This is a genomic window from Enterobacter sp. J49 (assembly GCF_002148625.1).
GTDB lineage: Bacteria > Pseudomonadota > Gammaproteobacteria > Enterobacterales > Enterobacteriaceae > Enterobacter > Enterobacter ludwigii.
Map to the genome: position 1 here is coordinate 112,626 of NZ_MWPY01000035.1, position 15,994 is coordinate 128,619.

General features: G+C 54.6%; 13 protein-coding genes. 10 read left to right on the forward strand and 3 right to left on the reverse strand.

What is annotated here, in order from left to right; all coding sequences use genetic code 11:
* Positions 1-18: 18 nt before the first annotated feature.
* The 10 genes from nusA (at position 19) to mtr (ending at position 12,947) form a co-directional block, all read left to right on the forward strand.
* Positions 19-1,521 carry a transcription termination factor NusA gene (gene nusA, locus BJP35_RS16785; protein WP_014171785.1) on the forward strand — a complete coding sequence of 501 codons (1,503 nt, stop codon included), beginning with the start codon at positions 19-21 and terminating at the stop codon, positions 1,519-1,521.
* Positions 1,522-1,545: 24 nt separating this feature from the next.
* Positions 1,546-4,233, forward strand: coding sequence for a translation initiation factor IF-2 (gene infB, locus BJP35_RS16790; RefSeq protein ID WP_014171784.1), 2,688 nt, complete (start codon positions 1,546-1,548; stop codon positions 4,231-4,233).
* 88 nt (positions 4,234-4,321) lie between these two features.
* Entirely contained in the window at positions 4,322-4,726 is a 405-nt protein-coding gene (rbfA, locus tag BJP35_RS16795; protein ID WP_014171783.1) for a 30S ribosome-binding factor RbfA, read from the forward strand.
* Positions 4,726-5,676 (forward strand): tRNA pseudouridine(55) synthase TruB, encoded by a 951-nt coding sequence (gene truB / locus BJP35_RS16800; RefSeq protein WP_040018749.1) that lies wholly within the window; start codon positions 4,726-4,728, stop codon positions 5,674-5,676. Before rbfA ends, truB begins: the two co-directional genes overlap by 1 nt.
* 155 nt (positions 5,677-5,831) lie before the next feature.
* On the forward strand, positions 5,832-6,101 hold the full coding sequence (gene rpsO, locus BJP35_RS16805) for a 30S ribosomal protein S15 (protein ID WP_013098914.1): 270 nt from the start codon (positions 5,832-5,834) through the stop codon (positions 6,099-6,101).
* A gap of 242 nt (positions 6,102-6,343) precedes the next feature.
* Positions 6,344-8,482, forward strand: coding sequence for a polyribonucleotide nucleotidyltransferase (gene pnp / locus BJP35_RS16810; RefSeq protein WP_047743769.1), 2,139 nt, complete (start codon positions 6,344-6,346; stop codon positions 8,480-8,482).
* A 108-nt stretch (positions 8,483-8,590) separates the two neighbouring features.
* Entirely contained in the window at positions 8,591-9,475 is an 885-nt protein-coding gene (nlpI, locus tag BJP35_RS16815) for a lipoprotein NlpI (RefSeq protein WP_013098912.1), read from the forward strand.
* A 107-nt stretch (positions 9,476-9,582) separates the two neighbouring features.
* The gene (gene yrbN, locus BJP35_RS24850; RefSeq protein WP_100122156.1) at positions 9,583-9,663 is read left to right on the forward strand and encodes a protein YrbN; all 81 of its coding nucleotides are present in this window, start codon (positions 9,583-9,585) and stop codon (positions 9,661-9,663) included.
* The gene (locus BJP35_RS16820) at positions 9,656-11,560 is read left to right on the forward strand and encodes a DEAD/DEAH family ATP-dependent RNA helicase (RefSeq protein ID WP_020883539.1); all 1,905 of its coding nucleotides are present in this window, start codon (positions 9,656-9,658) and stop codon (positions 11,558-11,560) included. Before yrbN ends, BJP35_RS16820 begins: the two co-directional genes overlap by 8 nt.
* Positions 11,561-11,702: 142 nt before the next feature.
* On the forward strand, positions 11,703-12,947 hold the full coding sequence (mtr, locus tag BJP35_RS16825) for a tryptophan permease (RefSeq protein ID WP_025202927.1): 1,245 nt from the start codon (positions 11,703-11,705) through the stop codon (positions 12,945-12,947).
* A gap of 45 nt (positions 12,948-12,992) precedes the next feature.
* On the opposite strand, the gene BJP35_RS16830 is transcribed toward mtr, so the two are convergent.
* From BJP35_RS16830 to BJP35_RS16840, 3 genes are all read right to left on the reverse strand, one after another.
* Positions 12,993-14,000 carry an LLM class flavin-dependent oxidoreductase gene (locus BJP35_RS16830; protein ID WP_047743767.1) on the reverse strand — a complete coding sequence of 336 codons (1,008 nt, stop codon included), beginning with the start codon at positions 13,998-14,000 and terminating at the stop codon, positions 12,993-12,995.
* 89 nt (positions 14,001-14,089) lie between these two features.
* Positions 14,090-14,968 carry a U32 family peptidase gene (locus BJP35_RS16835; protein WP_047743765.1) on the reverse strand — a complete coding sequence of 293 codons (879 nt, stop codon included), beginning with the start codon at positions 14,966-14,968 and terminating at the stop codon, positions 14,090-14,092.
* A gap of 7 nt (positions 14,969-14,975) precedes the next feature.
* Entirely contained in the window at positions 14,976-15,971 is a 996-nt protein-coding gene (locus tag BJP35_RS16840) for a peptidase U32 family protein (RefSeq protein WP_020883543.1), read from the reverse strand.
* Positions 15,972-15,994 lie beyond the last annotated feature (23 nt).

A 15,994-nucleotide genomic window follows, 5' to 3' on the forward strand; every position in this document is an offset into this window, starting at 1 on the left:
TGAGGTGAAAAGCCCGCGATGAACAAAGAAATTTTGGCTGTTGTTGAAGCCGTCTCCAACGAGAAATCACTGCCGCGTGAGAAGATTTTCGAAGCGCTGGAAAGTGCACTGGCTACAGCAACCAAGAAAAAATACGAACAAGAGATCGATGTTCGCGTAGAAATCGATCGTAAAAGCGGTGACTTCGATACATTCCGTCGTTGGGTAATCGTTGAAGAGGTGACCCAGCCGACGAAAGAGATCACCCTGGAAGCGGCGCGTTTTGAAGACGAAAGCCTGAACGTGGGTGACTATGTTGAAGATCAGATTGAATCTGTCACCTTCGACCGTATCACCACGCAAACCGCAAAACAGGTTATCGTCCAGAAAGTCCGTGAAGCTGAGCGCGCGCTGGTTGTCGATCAGTTCCGCGATCAGGAAGGTGAGATCATTACCGGCGTGGTGAAGAAAGTAAACCGCGACAACATCTCTCTGGAAATCAAATCTGAAGGGCTGCCAGGTAACGCTGAAGCCGTTATCCTGCGTGAAGACATGCTGCCGCGTGAAAACTTCCGCCCGGGTGACCGTATTCGTGGCGTTCTGTATGCCGTACGCCCTGAAGCGCGTGGTGCACAGCTGTTTGTGACCCGTTCCAAGCCAGAGATGCTGATTGAACTGTTCCGTATCGAAGTACCGGAAATCGGCGAAGAAGTTATCGAGATTAAAGCGGCTGCCCGCGATCCGGGTTCACGCGCGAAAATCGCGGTGAAAACCAACGACAAGCGTATCGACCCGGTCGGTGCTTGCGTAGGTATGCGCGGTGCGCGTGTTCAGGCGGTTTCTACCGAACTGGGCGGCGAGCGTATCGATATCGTCCTGTGGGACGACAACCCGGCGCAATTCGTGATTAACGCAATGGCTCCGGCGGATGTGGCGTCTATCGTTGTTGACGAAGACAAACACACCATGGATATCGCTGTTGAAGCGGGCAACCTGGCGCAGGCAATCGGCCGTAACGGTCAGAACGTACGCCTGGCGTCACAGCTGAGCGGCTGGGAACTCAACGTAATGACCGTTGATGACCTGCAGGCTAAGCATCAGGCTGAAGCCCATGCGGCGATCGATACCTTCACGAAATACCTGGATATTGACGAAGATTTCGCCACTGTTCTGGTTGAAGAAGGTTTCTCTACCCTTGAAGAACTGGCCTATGTGCCAATGAAAGAGCTGCTGGAAATCGACGGTCTTGATGAAGCCACCGTTGAAGCCCTGCGTGAACGCGCTAAAAACGCACTGACCACCCTGGCACTGGCTCAGGAAGAAAGCCTTGGCGATAAGAAGCCGGCTGATGACCTGCTGAATCTGGAAGGTCTTGATCGTGCGATTGCGTTCAAGCTGGCTGCCCGTGGTGTTTGTACGCTGGAAGATCTCGCTGAGCAAGGCGTTGATGACCTGGCCGATATCGAAGGTTTAACCGACGAGAAAGCCGGCGAACTCATCATGGCCGCACGTAATATTTGCTGGTTCGGCGACGAAGCGTAATAAACTGTAGCAGGAAGGAACAGCATGACTGATGTAACTGTAAAATCGCTGGCTGCCGAGATTCAGACCTCCGTGGACCGCCTGGTACAGCAATTTGCTGATGCAGGGATCCCGAAGTCCGCTGATGACTCGGTGAACGCGCAAGAAAAACAAACCTTGTTAGCGCACCTGAACCGTGAACACGGTTCGACGCCTGACAAGCTGACGCTGCAGCGCAAAACGCGTAGCACGTTGAATATCCCTGGTACCGGTGGTAAAAGCAAATCGGTACAAATTGAAGTCCGCAAGACACGCACCTTTGTAAAACGTGATCCGCAAGAGGCAGAACGCCTTGCTGCGGAAGAGCAGGCACAGCGTGAAGCGGAAGAACAAGCTCAGCGTGAGGCAGAAGCGACTGCCAAACGTGAAGCAGAATTAAAAGCTGAACGTGAGGCCGCAGAAAAAGCGAAACGCGACGCAAGTGATAAAGTGAAGCGTGAAGCTGCGGAAAAAGACAAAGTGAGCAATCAACAGACCGACGAAATGACAAAAACCGCCCAGGCTGAAAAAGCCCGCCGTGAAAATGAAGCTGCCGAGCTGAAGCGTAAAGCGGAAGAAGAAGCCCGCCGCAAGCTTGAAGAAGAAGCTCGCCGTGTAGCTGAAGAAGCGCGCCGTATGGCTGAAGAAAACGAGAAGAACGGTGTGAACCCTGCTGAAGCGTCTGAAGACACCAGCGATTATCACGTCACCACTTCTCAGCATGCGCGCCAGGCAGAAGACGATAACGACCGTGAAGTTGAAGGTGGTCGTGGCCGTACTCGCAGCACCAAAGCTGCTCGCCCAGCCAAAAAAGGCAACAAGCACGCTGAATCTAAAGCTGACCGTGAAGAAGCACGTGCAGCGATCCGCGGTGGTAAAGGCGGCAAGCGTAAAGGTTCCGCACTGCAGCAGGGCTTCCAGAAGCCAGCTCAGGCTGTTAACCGTGACGTAGTGATTGGTGAAACCATCACCGTTGGCGATCTGGCCAACAAAATGGCGGTTAAAGGCTCTCAGGTCATCAAAGCGATGATGAAACTGGGCGCAATGGCCACCATCAACCAGGTTATCGACCAGGAAACTGCGCAACTGGTAGCCGAAGAGATGGGCCACAAAGTTATCCTGCGTCGTGAAAACGAGCTGGAAGAAGCAGTAATGAGCGACCGTGACACCGGTGCAGCGGCAGAACCGCGCGCGCCTGTAGTGACCATCATGGGTCACGTTGACCACGGTAAAACCTCTCTGCTCGACTACATTCGTTCGACGAAAGTGGCCTCCGGTGAAGCGGGTGGTATTACCCAGCACATCGGTGCGTACCATGTAGAAACCGACAACGGCATGATCACCTTCCTGGATACCCCGGGCCACGCAGCGTTTACCTCTATGCGTGCTCGTGGTGCTCAGGCAACGGATATCGTTGTACTGGTTGTTGCTGCAGATGACGGCGTGATGCCACAGACCATTGAAGCTATCCAGCACGCGAAAGCGGCGCAGGTGCCTCTGGTGGTTGCAGTGAACAAGATCGATAAGCCAGAAGCTGACATGGATCGCGTTAAAAACGAACTCTCCCAGTACGGTGTTATGCCGGAAGAGTGGGGCGGTGAAGCGCAGTTCATCCCTGTATCTGCGAAAGCCGGTACCGGTATCGACGACCTGCTGAACGCTATCCTGCTGCAGGCTGAAGTTCTGGAGCTGAAAGCGGTTCGTAAAGGTATGGCGAGCGGCGCGGTTATCGAATCCTTCCTGGATAAAGGTCGTGGTCCGGTTGCAACCGTTCTGGTTCGTGAAGGTACGCTGCATAAAGGCGATATCGTTCTGTGTGGTTTCGAATACGGTCGTGTTCGTGCGATGCGTAACGAACTGGGTCAGGAAGTTCTGGAAGCAGGTCCGTCCATTCCAGTGGAAATCCTGGGCCTGTCCGGTGTGCCGGCTGCGGGCGATGAAGTGACCGTCGTACGTGACGAGAAGAAAGCGCGTGAAGTTGCACTGTATCGTCAGGGCAAATTCCGTGAAGTTAAACTGGCTCGTCAGCAGAAATCTAAACTCGAGAACATGTTTGCGAACATGACCGAAGGCGAAGTTCACGAAGTGAACATCGTTCTGAAAGCCGACGTTCAGGGTTCTGTGGAAGCGATCTCCGACTCCTTGCTGAAACTGTCTACTGACGAAGTGAAAGTGAAGATCATCGGTTCTGGCGTAGGGGGTATCACCGAAACCGACGCCACCCTGGCTGCTGCATCGAATGCAATCCTGGTCGGCTTCAACGTACGTGCTGACGCGTCTGCACGTAAAGTGATTGATGCTGAAAGTCTGGATCTGCGTTACTACTCCGTCATCTATAACCTGATCGACGAAGTGAAAGCTGCGATGAGCGGCATGCTGTCTCCAGAGCTGAAACAGCAGATCATCGGTCTGGCTGAAGTGCGTGACGTGTTCAAATCACCGAAATTTGGTGCGATCGCGGGCTGTATGGTTACCGAAGGTATCATCAAACGTCACAACCCAATCCGCGTACTGCGTGACAACGTGGTTATCTACGAAGGCGAGCTGGAATCCCTGCGCCGCTTCAAAGATGACGTTAACGAAGTCCGTAACGGCATGGAATGTGGTATCGGCGTGAAGAACTACAACGACGTTCGCGTTGGCGACATGATCGAAGTGTTCGAGATCATCGAAATTCAGCGTACGATTGCTTAATCATCGATGCAGGCCGGGTAAGCAAAGCGCCACCCGGTAATAATTTTAAAAGGGGCTTTTTGCCCCTTTTTTGTCTGGAGAATTTATTATGGCGAAAGAATTTGGTCGCCCGCAGCGCGTAGCGCAAGAAATGCAGAAAGAGATCGCCCTCATCCTGCAACGTGAAATTAAAGATCCACGCGTGGGTGTGATGACCACCGTGTCCGGCGTGGAAATGTCCCGCGACCTGGCGTATGCCAAAGTGTTCGTGACCTTCCTGAACGATCAGGACGAAGCCGCGGTTAAAAACGGCATTAAAGCGCTGCAGGAAGCCTCTGGTTACATCCGCTCTCTGCTCGGCAAAGCGATGCGTCTGCGTATCGTGCCTGAGCTGACCTTCTTCTACGACAACTCTCTGGTCGAAGGTATGCGCATGTCTAACCTGGTGACCAGCGTGGTGAAACATGACGACGAACGTCGTGTTAACCCAACGGACGACAGCAAGGAGGACTAATGAGTCGTCCTCGTCGTCGCGGTCGCGACGTGCATGGTGTGCTGCTGCTGGATAAACCCCAGGGCGCTTCCAGCAACGACGTGCTGCAAAAAGTTAAGCGTATTTTTAACGCCAACCGTGCGGGCCACACGGGCGCGCTCGATCCGCTGGCGACCGGCATGCTGCCGATCTGCCTGGGGGAAGCGACAAAGTTTTCCCAGTACCTGCTGGACTCCGATAAGCGCTATCGGGTCATCGCCCGATTAGGCCAGCGCACGGACACCTCCGATGCCGATGGTCAGGTGGTAGAAGAGCGTCCGGTGACCTTCAGCGCAGAGCAACTTGATGCTGCGCTGGAAAGTTTCCGTGGCGACACGCTGCAGGTACCGTCAATGTATTCGGCGCTGAAGTACCAGGGTAAGAAACTGTACGAATATGCGCGCCAGGGCATTGACGTTCCTCGTGAACCCCGTCCGATTACCGTGTACGAACTGCTCTTTATTCGTCACGAAGGCGATGAGCTGGAGCTGGAAGTTCACTGTTCGAAAGGCACCTATATTCGTACCATCATTGACGACCTGGGTGAAAAGTTGGGTTGCGGTGCGCACGTGATTTACCTGCGTCGCCTGGCTGTCAGCACGTACCCGGTTGAGCGAATGGTGACCCTTGAACATCTGCGCGAGTTGGTTGAGCAGGCGGAAGCGCAGGAGATTGCGCCGGCCGATTTGCTCGATCCGCTGCTGATGCCAATGGACAGCCCGGCGGCCGATTTCCCGGTTGTTAATCTTCCTTTAACATCCTCCGTTTACTTTAAGAACGGAAACCCGGTTCGTACCACCAGTGCTCCTTCTGAAGGTCTGGTGCGCGTGACCGAGGGGGATGAAGGTAAGTTTATCGGCATGGGTGAAATGGATAGCGAAGGGCGCGTCGCGCCGCGTCGCCTGGTCGTTGAGTATCCGGTTGAAGCCTGATAGCGATAACGGCTCGCCTTGCGATAAGCAGGGGAGACGAGTAGAATATCGCGGCTTAACGTTCGGCAAATTGTTTAACATATTGCGGGACGTATACTGGGATTGCTGAATTAGAGATCGGCATCCTTACATTCTTTATATTCTGGAGTTTGAAAATGTCTCTAAGCGTTGAAGCTAAAGCTAAAATCGTTTCTGAGTTTGGTCGTGGTACTAACGACAGCGGTTCTACCGAAGTTCAGGTTGCACTGCTGACTGCACAGATTAACCACCTGCAGGGTCACTTTGCAGAGCACAAAAAAGATCACCACAGCCGTCGTGGTCTGCTGCGTATGGTTTCTCAGCGTCGTAAACTGCTCGACTACCTGAAACGTAAAGATGTTGCACGTTACTCCGCGCTGATCGAGCGTCTGGGTCTGCGTCGCTAAGTCTTGCGAGTTTCAGAAAAGGGGGCCTGATGGCCCCTTTTTTCAACCAGACGGCAGCAATTCACTGGAAACTATTGTATTGTTGCTATAAATGATCTTCATTGCAGAGGTTCGCGCGGCTAATGAGAGGCTTCACCCATGGGGGTGTTGGTTGTCATTAGTCGCGAGGATGCGAAGAAGGTCGGGTTAAAACGTCAGCACACCGGTGGTGTGCTGTCATACATTTAAGAAAGGACAGAACTTTGCTGAATCCGATCGTTCGTAAATTCCAGTATGGTCAACACACCGTCACGCTGGAAACCGGCATGATGGCACGTCAGGCTACTGCTGCCGTTATGGTAAGCATGGATGACACTGCGGTATTCGTAACCGTAGTTGGCCAGAAAAAAGCAAAACCAGGTCAGGACTTCTTCCCGCTGACCGTTAACTACCAGGAGCGTACCTACGCTGCCGGTAAAATTCCGGGTGGCTTCTTCCGTCGTGAAGGCCGTCCAAGCGAAGGCGAAACCCTGATTGCGCGTCTGATTGACCGCCCGGTTCGTCCGCTGTTCCCGGAAGGCTTCGTGAACGAAGTGCAGGTTATCGCGACCGTTGTTTCCGTTAACCCACAGGTTAACCCGGATATCGTTGCGATGATCGGTGCTTCCGCGGCCCTGTCACTGTCTGGTATTCCATTCAATGGCCCAATCGGTGCTGCACGCGTTGGTTACATCAACGACCAGTACGTGCTGAACCCAACGCAGGAAGAGCTGAAAGAAAGTAAGCTGGACCTGGTTGTTGCTGGTACTGAAGCGGCTGTGCTGATGGTTGAATCCGAAGCGGAACTGCTGAGTGAAGACCAGATGCTGGGCGCGGTGGTCTTTGGCCACGATCAGCAGCAGATCGTTATTCAGAACATCAACGATCTGGTTAAAGAAGCGGGCAAACCACGTTGGGACTGGCAGCCTGAAGCCATCAACGACGCGCTGAATGCACGCGTTGCTGCGCTGGCTGAATCTCGTCTGAGCGATGCTTATCGCATCACCGACAAACAGGAGCGTTATGCTCAGGTTGACGTGATCAAAGACGAAACTATCGCAACGCTGATTGCTGAAGACGAAACGCTGGATGCTAACGAGCTGAGCGAAATTCTGCACGCTATCGAGAAAAACGTGGTTCGTAGCCGCGTCCTGGCGGGTGAGCCGCGTATCGATGGCCGCGAAAAAGACATGATCCGTGGTCTGGACGTGCGTACTGGCGTTCTGCCACGTACTCACGGTTCTGCACTGTTCACCCGTGGCGAAACGCAGGCGCTGGTTACCGCGACCCTGGGGACAGCACGTGACGCGCAGAACATCGACGAACTGATGGGCGAGCGTACTGACAGCTTCCTGTTCCACTACAACTTCCCTCCATACTCTGTAGGTGAAACCGGTATGGTGGGTTCGCCTAAGCGTCGTGAAATTGGTCACGGTCGTCTGGCGAAGCGTGGTGTGCTGGCAGTGATGCCGGATGCTGACAAATTCCCGTACACCGTTCGTGTGGTTTCTGAAATCACCGAATCTAACGGTTCTTCTTCCATGGCTTCCGTGTGTGGCGCATCTCTGGCGCTGATGGATGCAGGCGTGCCAATCAAAGCCGCCGTTGCGGGTATCGCAATGGGCCTGGTGAAAGAAGGCGAGAACTTTGTTGTTCTGTCTGACATTCTGGGCGACGAAGACCACCTGGGCGATATGGACTTCAAAGTTGCGGGTTCCCGCGACGGTATCTCTGCGCTGCAGATGGATATCAAAATTGAAGGCATCACCAAAGAGATCATGCAGGTTGCGCTGAACCAGGCTAAAGGTGCTCGTCTGCACATCCTGGGCGTGATGGAACAGGCGATCAACGCACCACGCGGCGATATTTCTCAGTTCGCTCCGCGTATCCACACCATCAAGATCAATCCAGACAAGATCAAAGATGTTATCGGTAAGGGCGGTTCCGTTATCCGTGCTCTGACCGAAGAGACTGGCACCACTATCGAAATCGAAGATGACGGTACGGTGAAAATTGCAGCGACCGACGGCGAGAAAGCGAAATTCGCTATTCGTCGCATCGAAGAAATTACTGCAGAAATCGAAGTGGGCCGTATCTACAATGGTAAAGTGACCCGTATCGTTGACTTTGGCGCGTTTGTTGCCATCGGTGGCGGTAAAGAAGGTCTGGTTCACATCTCTCAAATCGCTGACAAGCGCGTTGAGAAAGTGACCGATTACCTGCAGATGGGTCAGGAAGTCCCGGTTAAAGTTCTGGAAGTTGACCGCCAGGGCCGTATCCGTCTGAGCATTAAAGAAGCAACCGAGCAGTCTCAGCCGGCTGCTGCGCCAGAAGCATCGGCAGCAGAACAGCAAGGCGAGTAAGTTGCATTTGCCCTCCGCTTCGGCGGAGGGCCTATTATCAGGCAGGACGCCTTGTTAAGCCGCCGGGGGACAGGACGTTCATCCAATAGTTGTCTTCGGGAGTGGGAAATGAAGCCTTTTTTGCGCTGGTGTTTCGTTGCGACAGCTTTAACGCTGGCAGGATGCAGCAACTCTGCCTGGCGTAAGAGCGAAGTCCTCGCAGTGCCATTGCAACCGACTTTGCAGCAGGAAGTGATTCTGGCACGCATGGAACAAATTCTTGCCAGTCGGGCTTTAACCGATGACGAACGCGCACAGCTTTTATATGAGCGCGGAGTGTTGTATGATAGTCTCGGTCTGAGGGCATTAGCGCGGAATGATTTCTCACAAGCGCTGGCAATCCGACCTGATATGCCTGAAGTATTCAATTACTTAGGCATTTATTTAACGCAGGCAGGCAATTTTGATGCTGCCTATGAAGCGTTTGATTCTGTACTTGAGCTTGATCCAACTTACAACTACGCGCACTTGAATCGCGGTATCGCCCTGTATTACGGCGGTCGTGATAAGTTAGCGCAAGATGATCTGCTGGCGTTTTATCAAGACGATCCTAATGATCCTTTCCGCAGTCTGTGGTTATACATCGTTGAGCAGAAGCTCGATGAGAAGCAGGCAAAAGAAGCACTGAAACAGCGCTTCGATAAATCGGACAAGGAACAGTGGGGATGGAACATTGTCGAGTTCTACCTGGGCAACATTAGCGAAGCAACGCTGATGGAACGCCTCAAGGCGGACGCAACGGATAACACCTCGCTCGCTGAGCATCTCAGTGAAACCAACTTCTATTTAGGTAAGTACTACCTAAGTCTGGGGGATAAGGACAGCGCTACGGCACTGTTCAAATTAGCGGTTGCTAACAACGTACACAACTTCGTTGAGCACCGTTATGCATTGTTGGAATTATCGCTCTTGGGCCAGGAGCAAGACGACCTGGCAGAATCGGACCAGCAATAGCTGACGACATAAACATCAGCCCGTAATCTTTTGATTGCCATCACCTTAACTGGTGAGGGCGTTGTTGTTCGTCAATACATCTACTTTGAGCCGGTTCACACTTTTCAATGAAAATTGCTAATCATTTTCACGATGAGCTAAGTAGACTGGCCGCCATTGACATTGAGGCACTCGTACTACATGGCTGAATTCGAAACCACTTTTGCAGATCTGGGCCTGAAGGCTCCTATCCTTGAAGCCCTTACCGATCTGGGTTACGAAAAACCATCTCCGATCCAGGCAGAATGTATCCCACATCTGTTGTCTGGTCGTGACGTGCTGGGCATGGCCCAGACTGGTAGCGGCAAAACCGCAGCGTTCTCGCTGCCGCTGCTGCACAACATCGATCCGGAACTGCGTGCACCGCAGATCCTCGTCCTGGCTCCAACCCGTGAACTGGCTGTTCAGGTTGCAGAAGCTATGACTGATTTCTCTAAACATATGCGCGGCGTAAACGTGGTGGCCCTTTACGGTGGCCAGCGTTATGACGTGCAGTTACGTGCCCTGCGCCAGGGTCCACAGATTGTTGTCGGTACGCCGGGCCGTCTGCTGGATCACCTGAAGCGCGGTACTCTTGACCTCTCTAAACTGAGCGGTCTGGTACTGGATGAAGCAGATGAAATGCTGCGTATGGGCTTCATCGAAGACGTAGAAACGATTATGGCGCAGATCCCGGAAGGTCATCAGACCGCTCTGTTCTCTGCAACCATGCCAGAAGCGATTCGTCGCATTACCCGCCGCTTCATGAAAGAGCCGCAGGAAGTGCGCATTCAGTCCAGCGTGACCACTCGCCCGGACATCAGCCAGAGCTACTGGTCTGTATACGGTATGCGTAAAAACGAAGCGCTGGTTCGTTTCCTGGAAGCGGAAGATTTTGATGCGGCGATTATCTTCGTTCGTACCAAAAACGCGACCCTGGAAGTGGCTGAAGCGCTGGAGCGTAGCGGCTACAACAGCGCAGCGCTGAACGGTGACATGAACCAGGCTCTGCGTGAGCAGACGCTGGAGCGCCTGAAAGACGGTCGTCTGGATATCCTGATTGCAACCGACGTGGCAGCACGTGGTCTGGACGTTGAGCGTATCAGCCTGGTTGTTAACTACGATATTCCAATGGACTCCGAATCCTACGTTCACCGTATCGGTCGTACCGGTCGTGCGGGTCGTGCAGGTCGTGCGCTGCTGTTCGTTGAGAACCGCGAGCGTCGTCTGCTGCGTAACATTGAACGCACCATGAAGCTGACCATTCCAGAAGCGGAACTGCCAAATGCAGAACTGCTGGGCAAGCGCCGTCTGGAAAAATTCGCCGCGAAAGTACAGCAGCAGCTGGAAAGCAGCGACCTGGACCAGTATCGTGCGCTGCTGGCACAGATTCAGCCTACCGCTGAAGGCGAAGAGCTGGATATGGAAACACTGGCCGCAGCACTGCTGAAAATGGCACAGGGCGAACGTACCCTGATCGTGCCACCAGATGCACCGATGCGTCCTAAGCGTGAGTTCCGTGATCGTGACGAGCGTTTCGAACGTCGTGGCGACCGTAACGATCGTGGTCCACGTGCTGACCGTCCAGAGCGCAGTGGCGAAGAGCGTCCACGTCGTGAGCGTCGTGACGCTGGCGAAATGGAACTGTACCGCATTGAAGTGGGCCGTGATGATGGTGTTGAAGTTCGTCATATCGTTGGCGCGATCGCTAACGAAGGCGACATCAGCAGCCGTTACATCGGTAACATCAAGCTGTTCGCATCTCACTCTACCATCGAGCTGCCAAAAGGCATGCCGGGCGAAGTACTGCAGCACTTTACTCGCACCCGCATCCTGAACAAGCCGATGAACATGCAGCTGATGGGCGATGCCCAGCCACGTACTGACCGTGGTGGCGAACGTCGTGGCGGTGGTCGTGGTTTCGGTGGCGAACGTCGTGAAGGCGGTCGTAGCGAAGGCAACCGCGCTGGCGCAGGCGAAGGTCGTCGTTTCTCTGGCGAGCGTCGCGAAAGCCGTGGCCCACGTCGTGAAGAAGGTACCGCTCGTCGTCGTTTCGGTGACGCGTAAGTCTTTCGTTTCTGACGTAAAGTAATCTATACAGCCCCGATAAACACTGTCGGGGCTTTTTTTATTCCTTTTGTACTCTTGTACTGGTACAGTGCTGCACATTAACATGCATAACCGCATTATTGACTGGAGAAAAGGCTGTATGGCGACACTTACCACCACCCAAACGTCACCTTCGCTGCTTGGCGGCGTGGTGATCATCGGCGGAACCATCATTGGTGCCGGGATGTTCTCCCTGCCTGTGGTTATGTCCGGTGCGTGGTTCTTCTGGTCGCTGGCGGCACTGGTGTTTACCTGGTTCTGTATGCTTCATTCCGGGCTGATGATCCTCGAAGCCAACCTGAACTACCGCATTGGCTCCAGCTTCGACACCATCACTAAAGACCTGTTAGGCAAAGGCTGGAACCTGATAAACGGCCTCTCCATTGCCTTTGTGCTCTACATCCTGACTTACGCGTACATCTCAGCGAGCGGCTCCATTCTGCATCACACATTCTCGGAGTTGTCGCTGAACGTGCCGGCAAGAGTGGCGGGCTTGTGCTTCGCGCTGGGCGTCGCGTTTATCGTCTGGATGAGCACCAAAGCGGTGAGTCGCATGACGGCGATTGTGCTGGGCGCGAAGGTGATCACCTTCTTCCTGACCTTCGGCAGCCTGCTTGGGCACGTTACGCCGGCCACGCTGTTCAACGTGGCGGAGACGAATACCGCTTACACGCCGTACCTGCTGATGACCCTGCCGTTCTGTCTGGCATCATTTGGTTACCACGGTAATGTGCCGAGCCTGATGAAGTATTACGGTAAAGATCCACGCACGATTGTGAAGTGCCTGATCTACGGCACGCTGCTGGCACTGGCGCTGTACGTGATTTGGCTGCTGGGGACGATGGGCAATATCCCGCGTCCTGAATTTATCGGCATTGCGCAGAAGGGCGGTAACATTGATGTGCTGGTACAGGCGTTGAGCGGCGTACTGAACAGCCGCAGTCTGGATCTGCTGCTGGTGGTGTTCTCTAACTTTGCCGTCGCGAGCTCTTTCCTCGGCGTGACGCTGGGCCTGTTTGACTACCTGGCCGATCTGTTTGGTTTTGATGATTCTGCTATGGGGCGCTTTAAAACCGCGCTGCTGACTTTCCTGCCACCGATTGTTGGCGGTCTGCTGTGGCCGAATGGTTTCCTCTATGCCATCGGCTATGCCGGGCTGGCGGCGACCATCTGGGCGGCGATTGTGCCTGCGCTGCTGGCACGCAAATCACGTAAACGCTTCGGCAGCCCGAAATTCCGCGTCTGGGGCGGAAAGCCGATGATTGCGCTGATTCTGGTGTTCGGTATTGGCAACGCGCTGGTGCATGTCCTGTCGAGTTTTAACCTGCTGCCGGTGTATCAGTAACACCACCTGTCACCCTCTCCCGACGGGAGAGGGGAACAAACCGCGCTAACCTGACACTTCCTCTTTCACCTGCATCGCCAGGTCAAACGAATGCAAGCGTGCCTGATGATCGAAAATCTGGCCGTTAACCATAATTTCATCCGCCTGCGTCTCACGCAGCACCGCCTCCAGCCCGTGACGCACTTTTGCCTTATCCCCCACCAGCGACATGCTCAGCGCCTGTTGAACGCCATACTGTTCGGATGCCGACCACAGCTGATGCATATTCTCCACCGGCGGCGGCAGCTGGCCGGTCTCACCGCGACGCAGCTTCACAAAAGCCTGTTGCATGGAGGTGAACAGGAATTCCGCATCGCGATTGCTGTCGGCGGCAACGATGTTGATGCACACCATCGCATACGGTTTTTCCAGACGCTCTGAAGGTTTGAAGTTTGTGCGATAGAGGTGAAGCGCCTGGTGGAGCATATCTGGCGCGAAGTGTGAGGCAAAGGCGAACGGCAGCCCCAGCTGCGCGGCAAGCTGCGCGCTGTACAGGCTTGAGCCCAACAGCCACACCGGGATCTTCTCACCGTAGCCTGGCACCGGGCGCACGTGCGGGTTAGGGTCACGCGCGTCAAACCAGTCCACCAGTTCAGCCACATCGCGCGGGAAGTTATCGATGTCGCCGCTCATATGGCGACGCAGGGCGCGCATGGTCGGCTGGTCGCTGCCCGGCGCACGCCCAAGACCCAGGTCGATACGGCCAGGATAGAGGGTATTCAGCGTACCAAACTGCTCGGCAATCACCAGCGGGGCATGGTTCGGCAACATCACGCCACCGGAGCCAAGATGCAGCGTGGTGGTGTTCGCCGCCAGGTAACCAATCAGCACGGAGGTCGCGGCACTGGCGATACCAACCATATTGTGGTGCTCAGCCAGCCAGTAACGGTGATAACCGCGTTTTTCTGCCAGGCGAGCGAGATCGAGAGAGTGGGTAAAGGCTTCTCGTGCTGAGGCCCCTTGAGGGATCGGCGCCAGATCCAGCACCGAAAACGGAATGGTTTTATCAGTCATAACAGCTCACTTTGTCGACGGTGAATCTTTTAATAGTGCATTAAAATTTAATAACCGTTGTTAACAAAGTGAGCTTTTACATTTCTTCTTCAGCCCTGTAGCACCAGCCCGGGGAGGCGTTTCCAGTAGCCGTTACAGTCGCTGTTAGCGGTTAACGGCAGCGGAGCATCACCGTTTTCATTGGCGCGGAAGGCATCCAGCATGGCGAATACGCCCGTATCCACCGGTGACAGGCGCACCATGTCGACCAGACCGTTCATCGACGCCAGTTCATTGCCGAGGTTATACACATAGCCGCTCATGGTCTGGATACCGTTCAGGACGAACACCTGCTGATTTTCCTGCGACAGCATGCTGCGCCCGTTCGGGTACTTGATGCAGCAGGTTTCACACTCGTCTTTCGGGCGGTCTTCAGAGCGGGCGGTGAAACAGCGGGCAGAATAGGCCAGCGGCAGATGACCATAGCTCAGCACTTCCACCTCGAACTGATTGCGAATGCCCAGCGTTTCGCACTGGTTGAGCAGGTTAGCCAGCCAGTCGCGCGAGAGTTCGACCGGCATGCACCAGCGCGTCATCCCCTGTTTAAGCAGCAGGCGCAGCGTCACGGCGTTATAGCAGTTCAGCGCATGGCCTGCGACAAACGGCAGTCTGCGTTCGGCGCACATGTTCACTACGCCCAGATCGCTGGCTTCCAGCAGGAATTCACCGTTCTCTACGTAGCGTTTGAGTTCACCCAGTTCGGAGGAGGCCTGGACGAGTGCGAGCGTTGAGAGCACCACCTGTTTACCGCTTCCGGCGAGGCTTTTCGCCATATCCAGCCAGTCGCCCGCTTTGGTGGCGCGGCGCTTGCTGCATACCGCTTCACCGAGGTAAATCACATCTGCGCTGCTGGTTGCGGCCTGGTGGTAAAAATCTTCCAGCGTCTCTTTTGGCCAGTAGTAGAGCACCGGCCCTAATGAATATTTCATGATTATCTCACTGCCATTTACGGTGATACGCGCCAAGCGTGGTTTGTGTACCCTCGGACATCGCACCGAGTGTCTCCATCCACGCCGGTTGCGGTGCGTAGTTCTGCGGGTCTGCCATGCAGCGATCGATAGCCTGGCGCCAGACTTTCGCCACCTGGCTTACGTACGCCGGGCTGCGCTGGCGGCCCTCAATTTTCACCGAGGCGATATTGGCGGCCAGCAGTTCTGGCAGCAGTTCCAGCGTATTAAGGCTGGTTGGCTCTTCCAGCGCGTGGTAACGCTCGCCGTCTACCAGATAGCGGCCTTTGCACAGCGTCGGATAACCGGCATTTTCGCCGTCCTGATAGCGGTCAATCAGCACGTCGTTCAGGCGCGATTCCAGCCCCTGCGGTGTCTGTTGCCAGCGAACAAAGCGGGCGGGTGAGCAGGCCCCAACGGTATTGGGGGATTCGCCGGTTAAATAGGAGGAGAGATAGCAACGGCCTTCGGCCATGATACACAGGCTGCCAAAGGCAAAAACTTCCAGTGGTACTGGCGTGACGCGCGCGAGTTGCTTAACCTGATGAATAGAGAGCACGCGTGGCAGCACCACGCGGGCAACATCAAAGTGACGATGATAAAAACGCACCGCCTCTTCGTTAGTGGCAGATGCCTGAACGGAGACGTGACGCTCAATATGGGGATAGCGTTCTGCCGCATACTCAAGCATAGCGAGGTCGGCGAGGATCAGCGCATCGGCGCCCAGCTGTGCTGCCATATCCACCGCGCGTTGCCAGCGGGCGTAGCCATCAGGATGGGCGAAGGTATTGATGGCGATATGCAGTTTGCGGCGGTGCTGGTGGACGAAGGTAACGGCTTCCTGAAGCTTTTTCTCCGTAAAGTTGAGGCCAGCAAAATGGCGGGCGTTGGTATCATCTTTCAGCCCGATATAGACCGCATCGGCCCCATTTTCGATGGCCGCCTTAAGCGCCGGAAGATTTCCGGCTGGGCAGAGCAGCTCCATAATTTATCCTGATGTAGTCGATC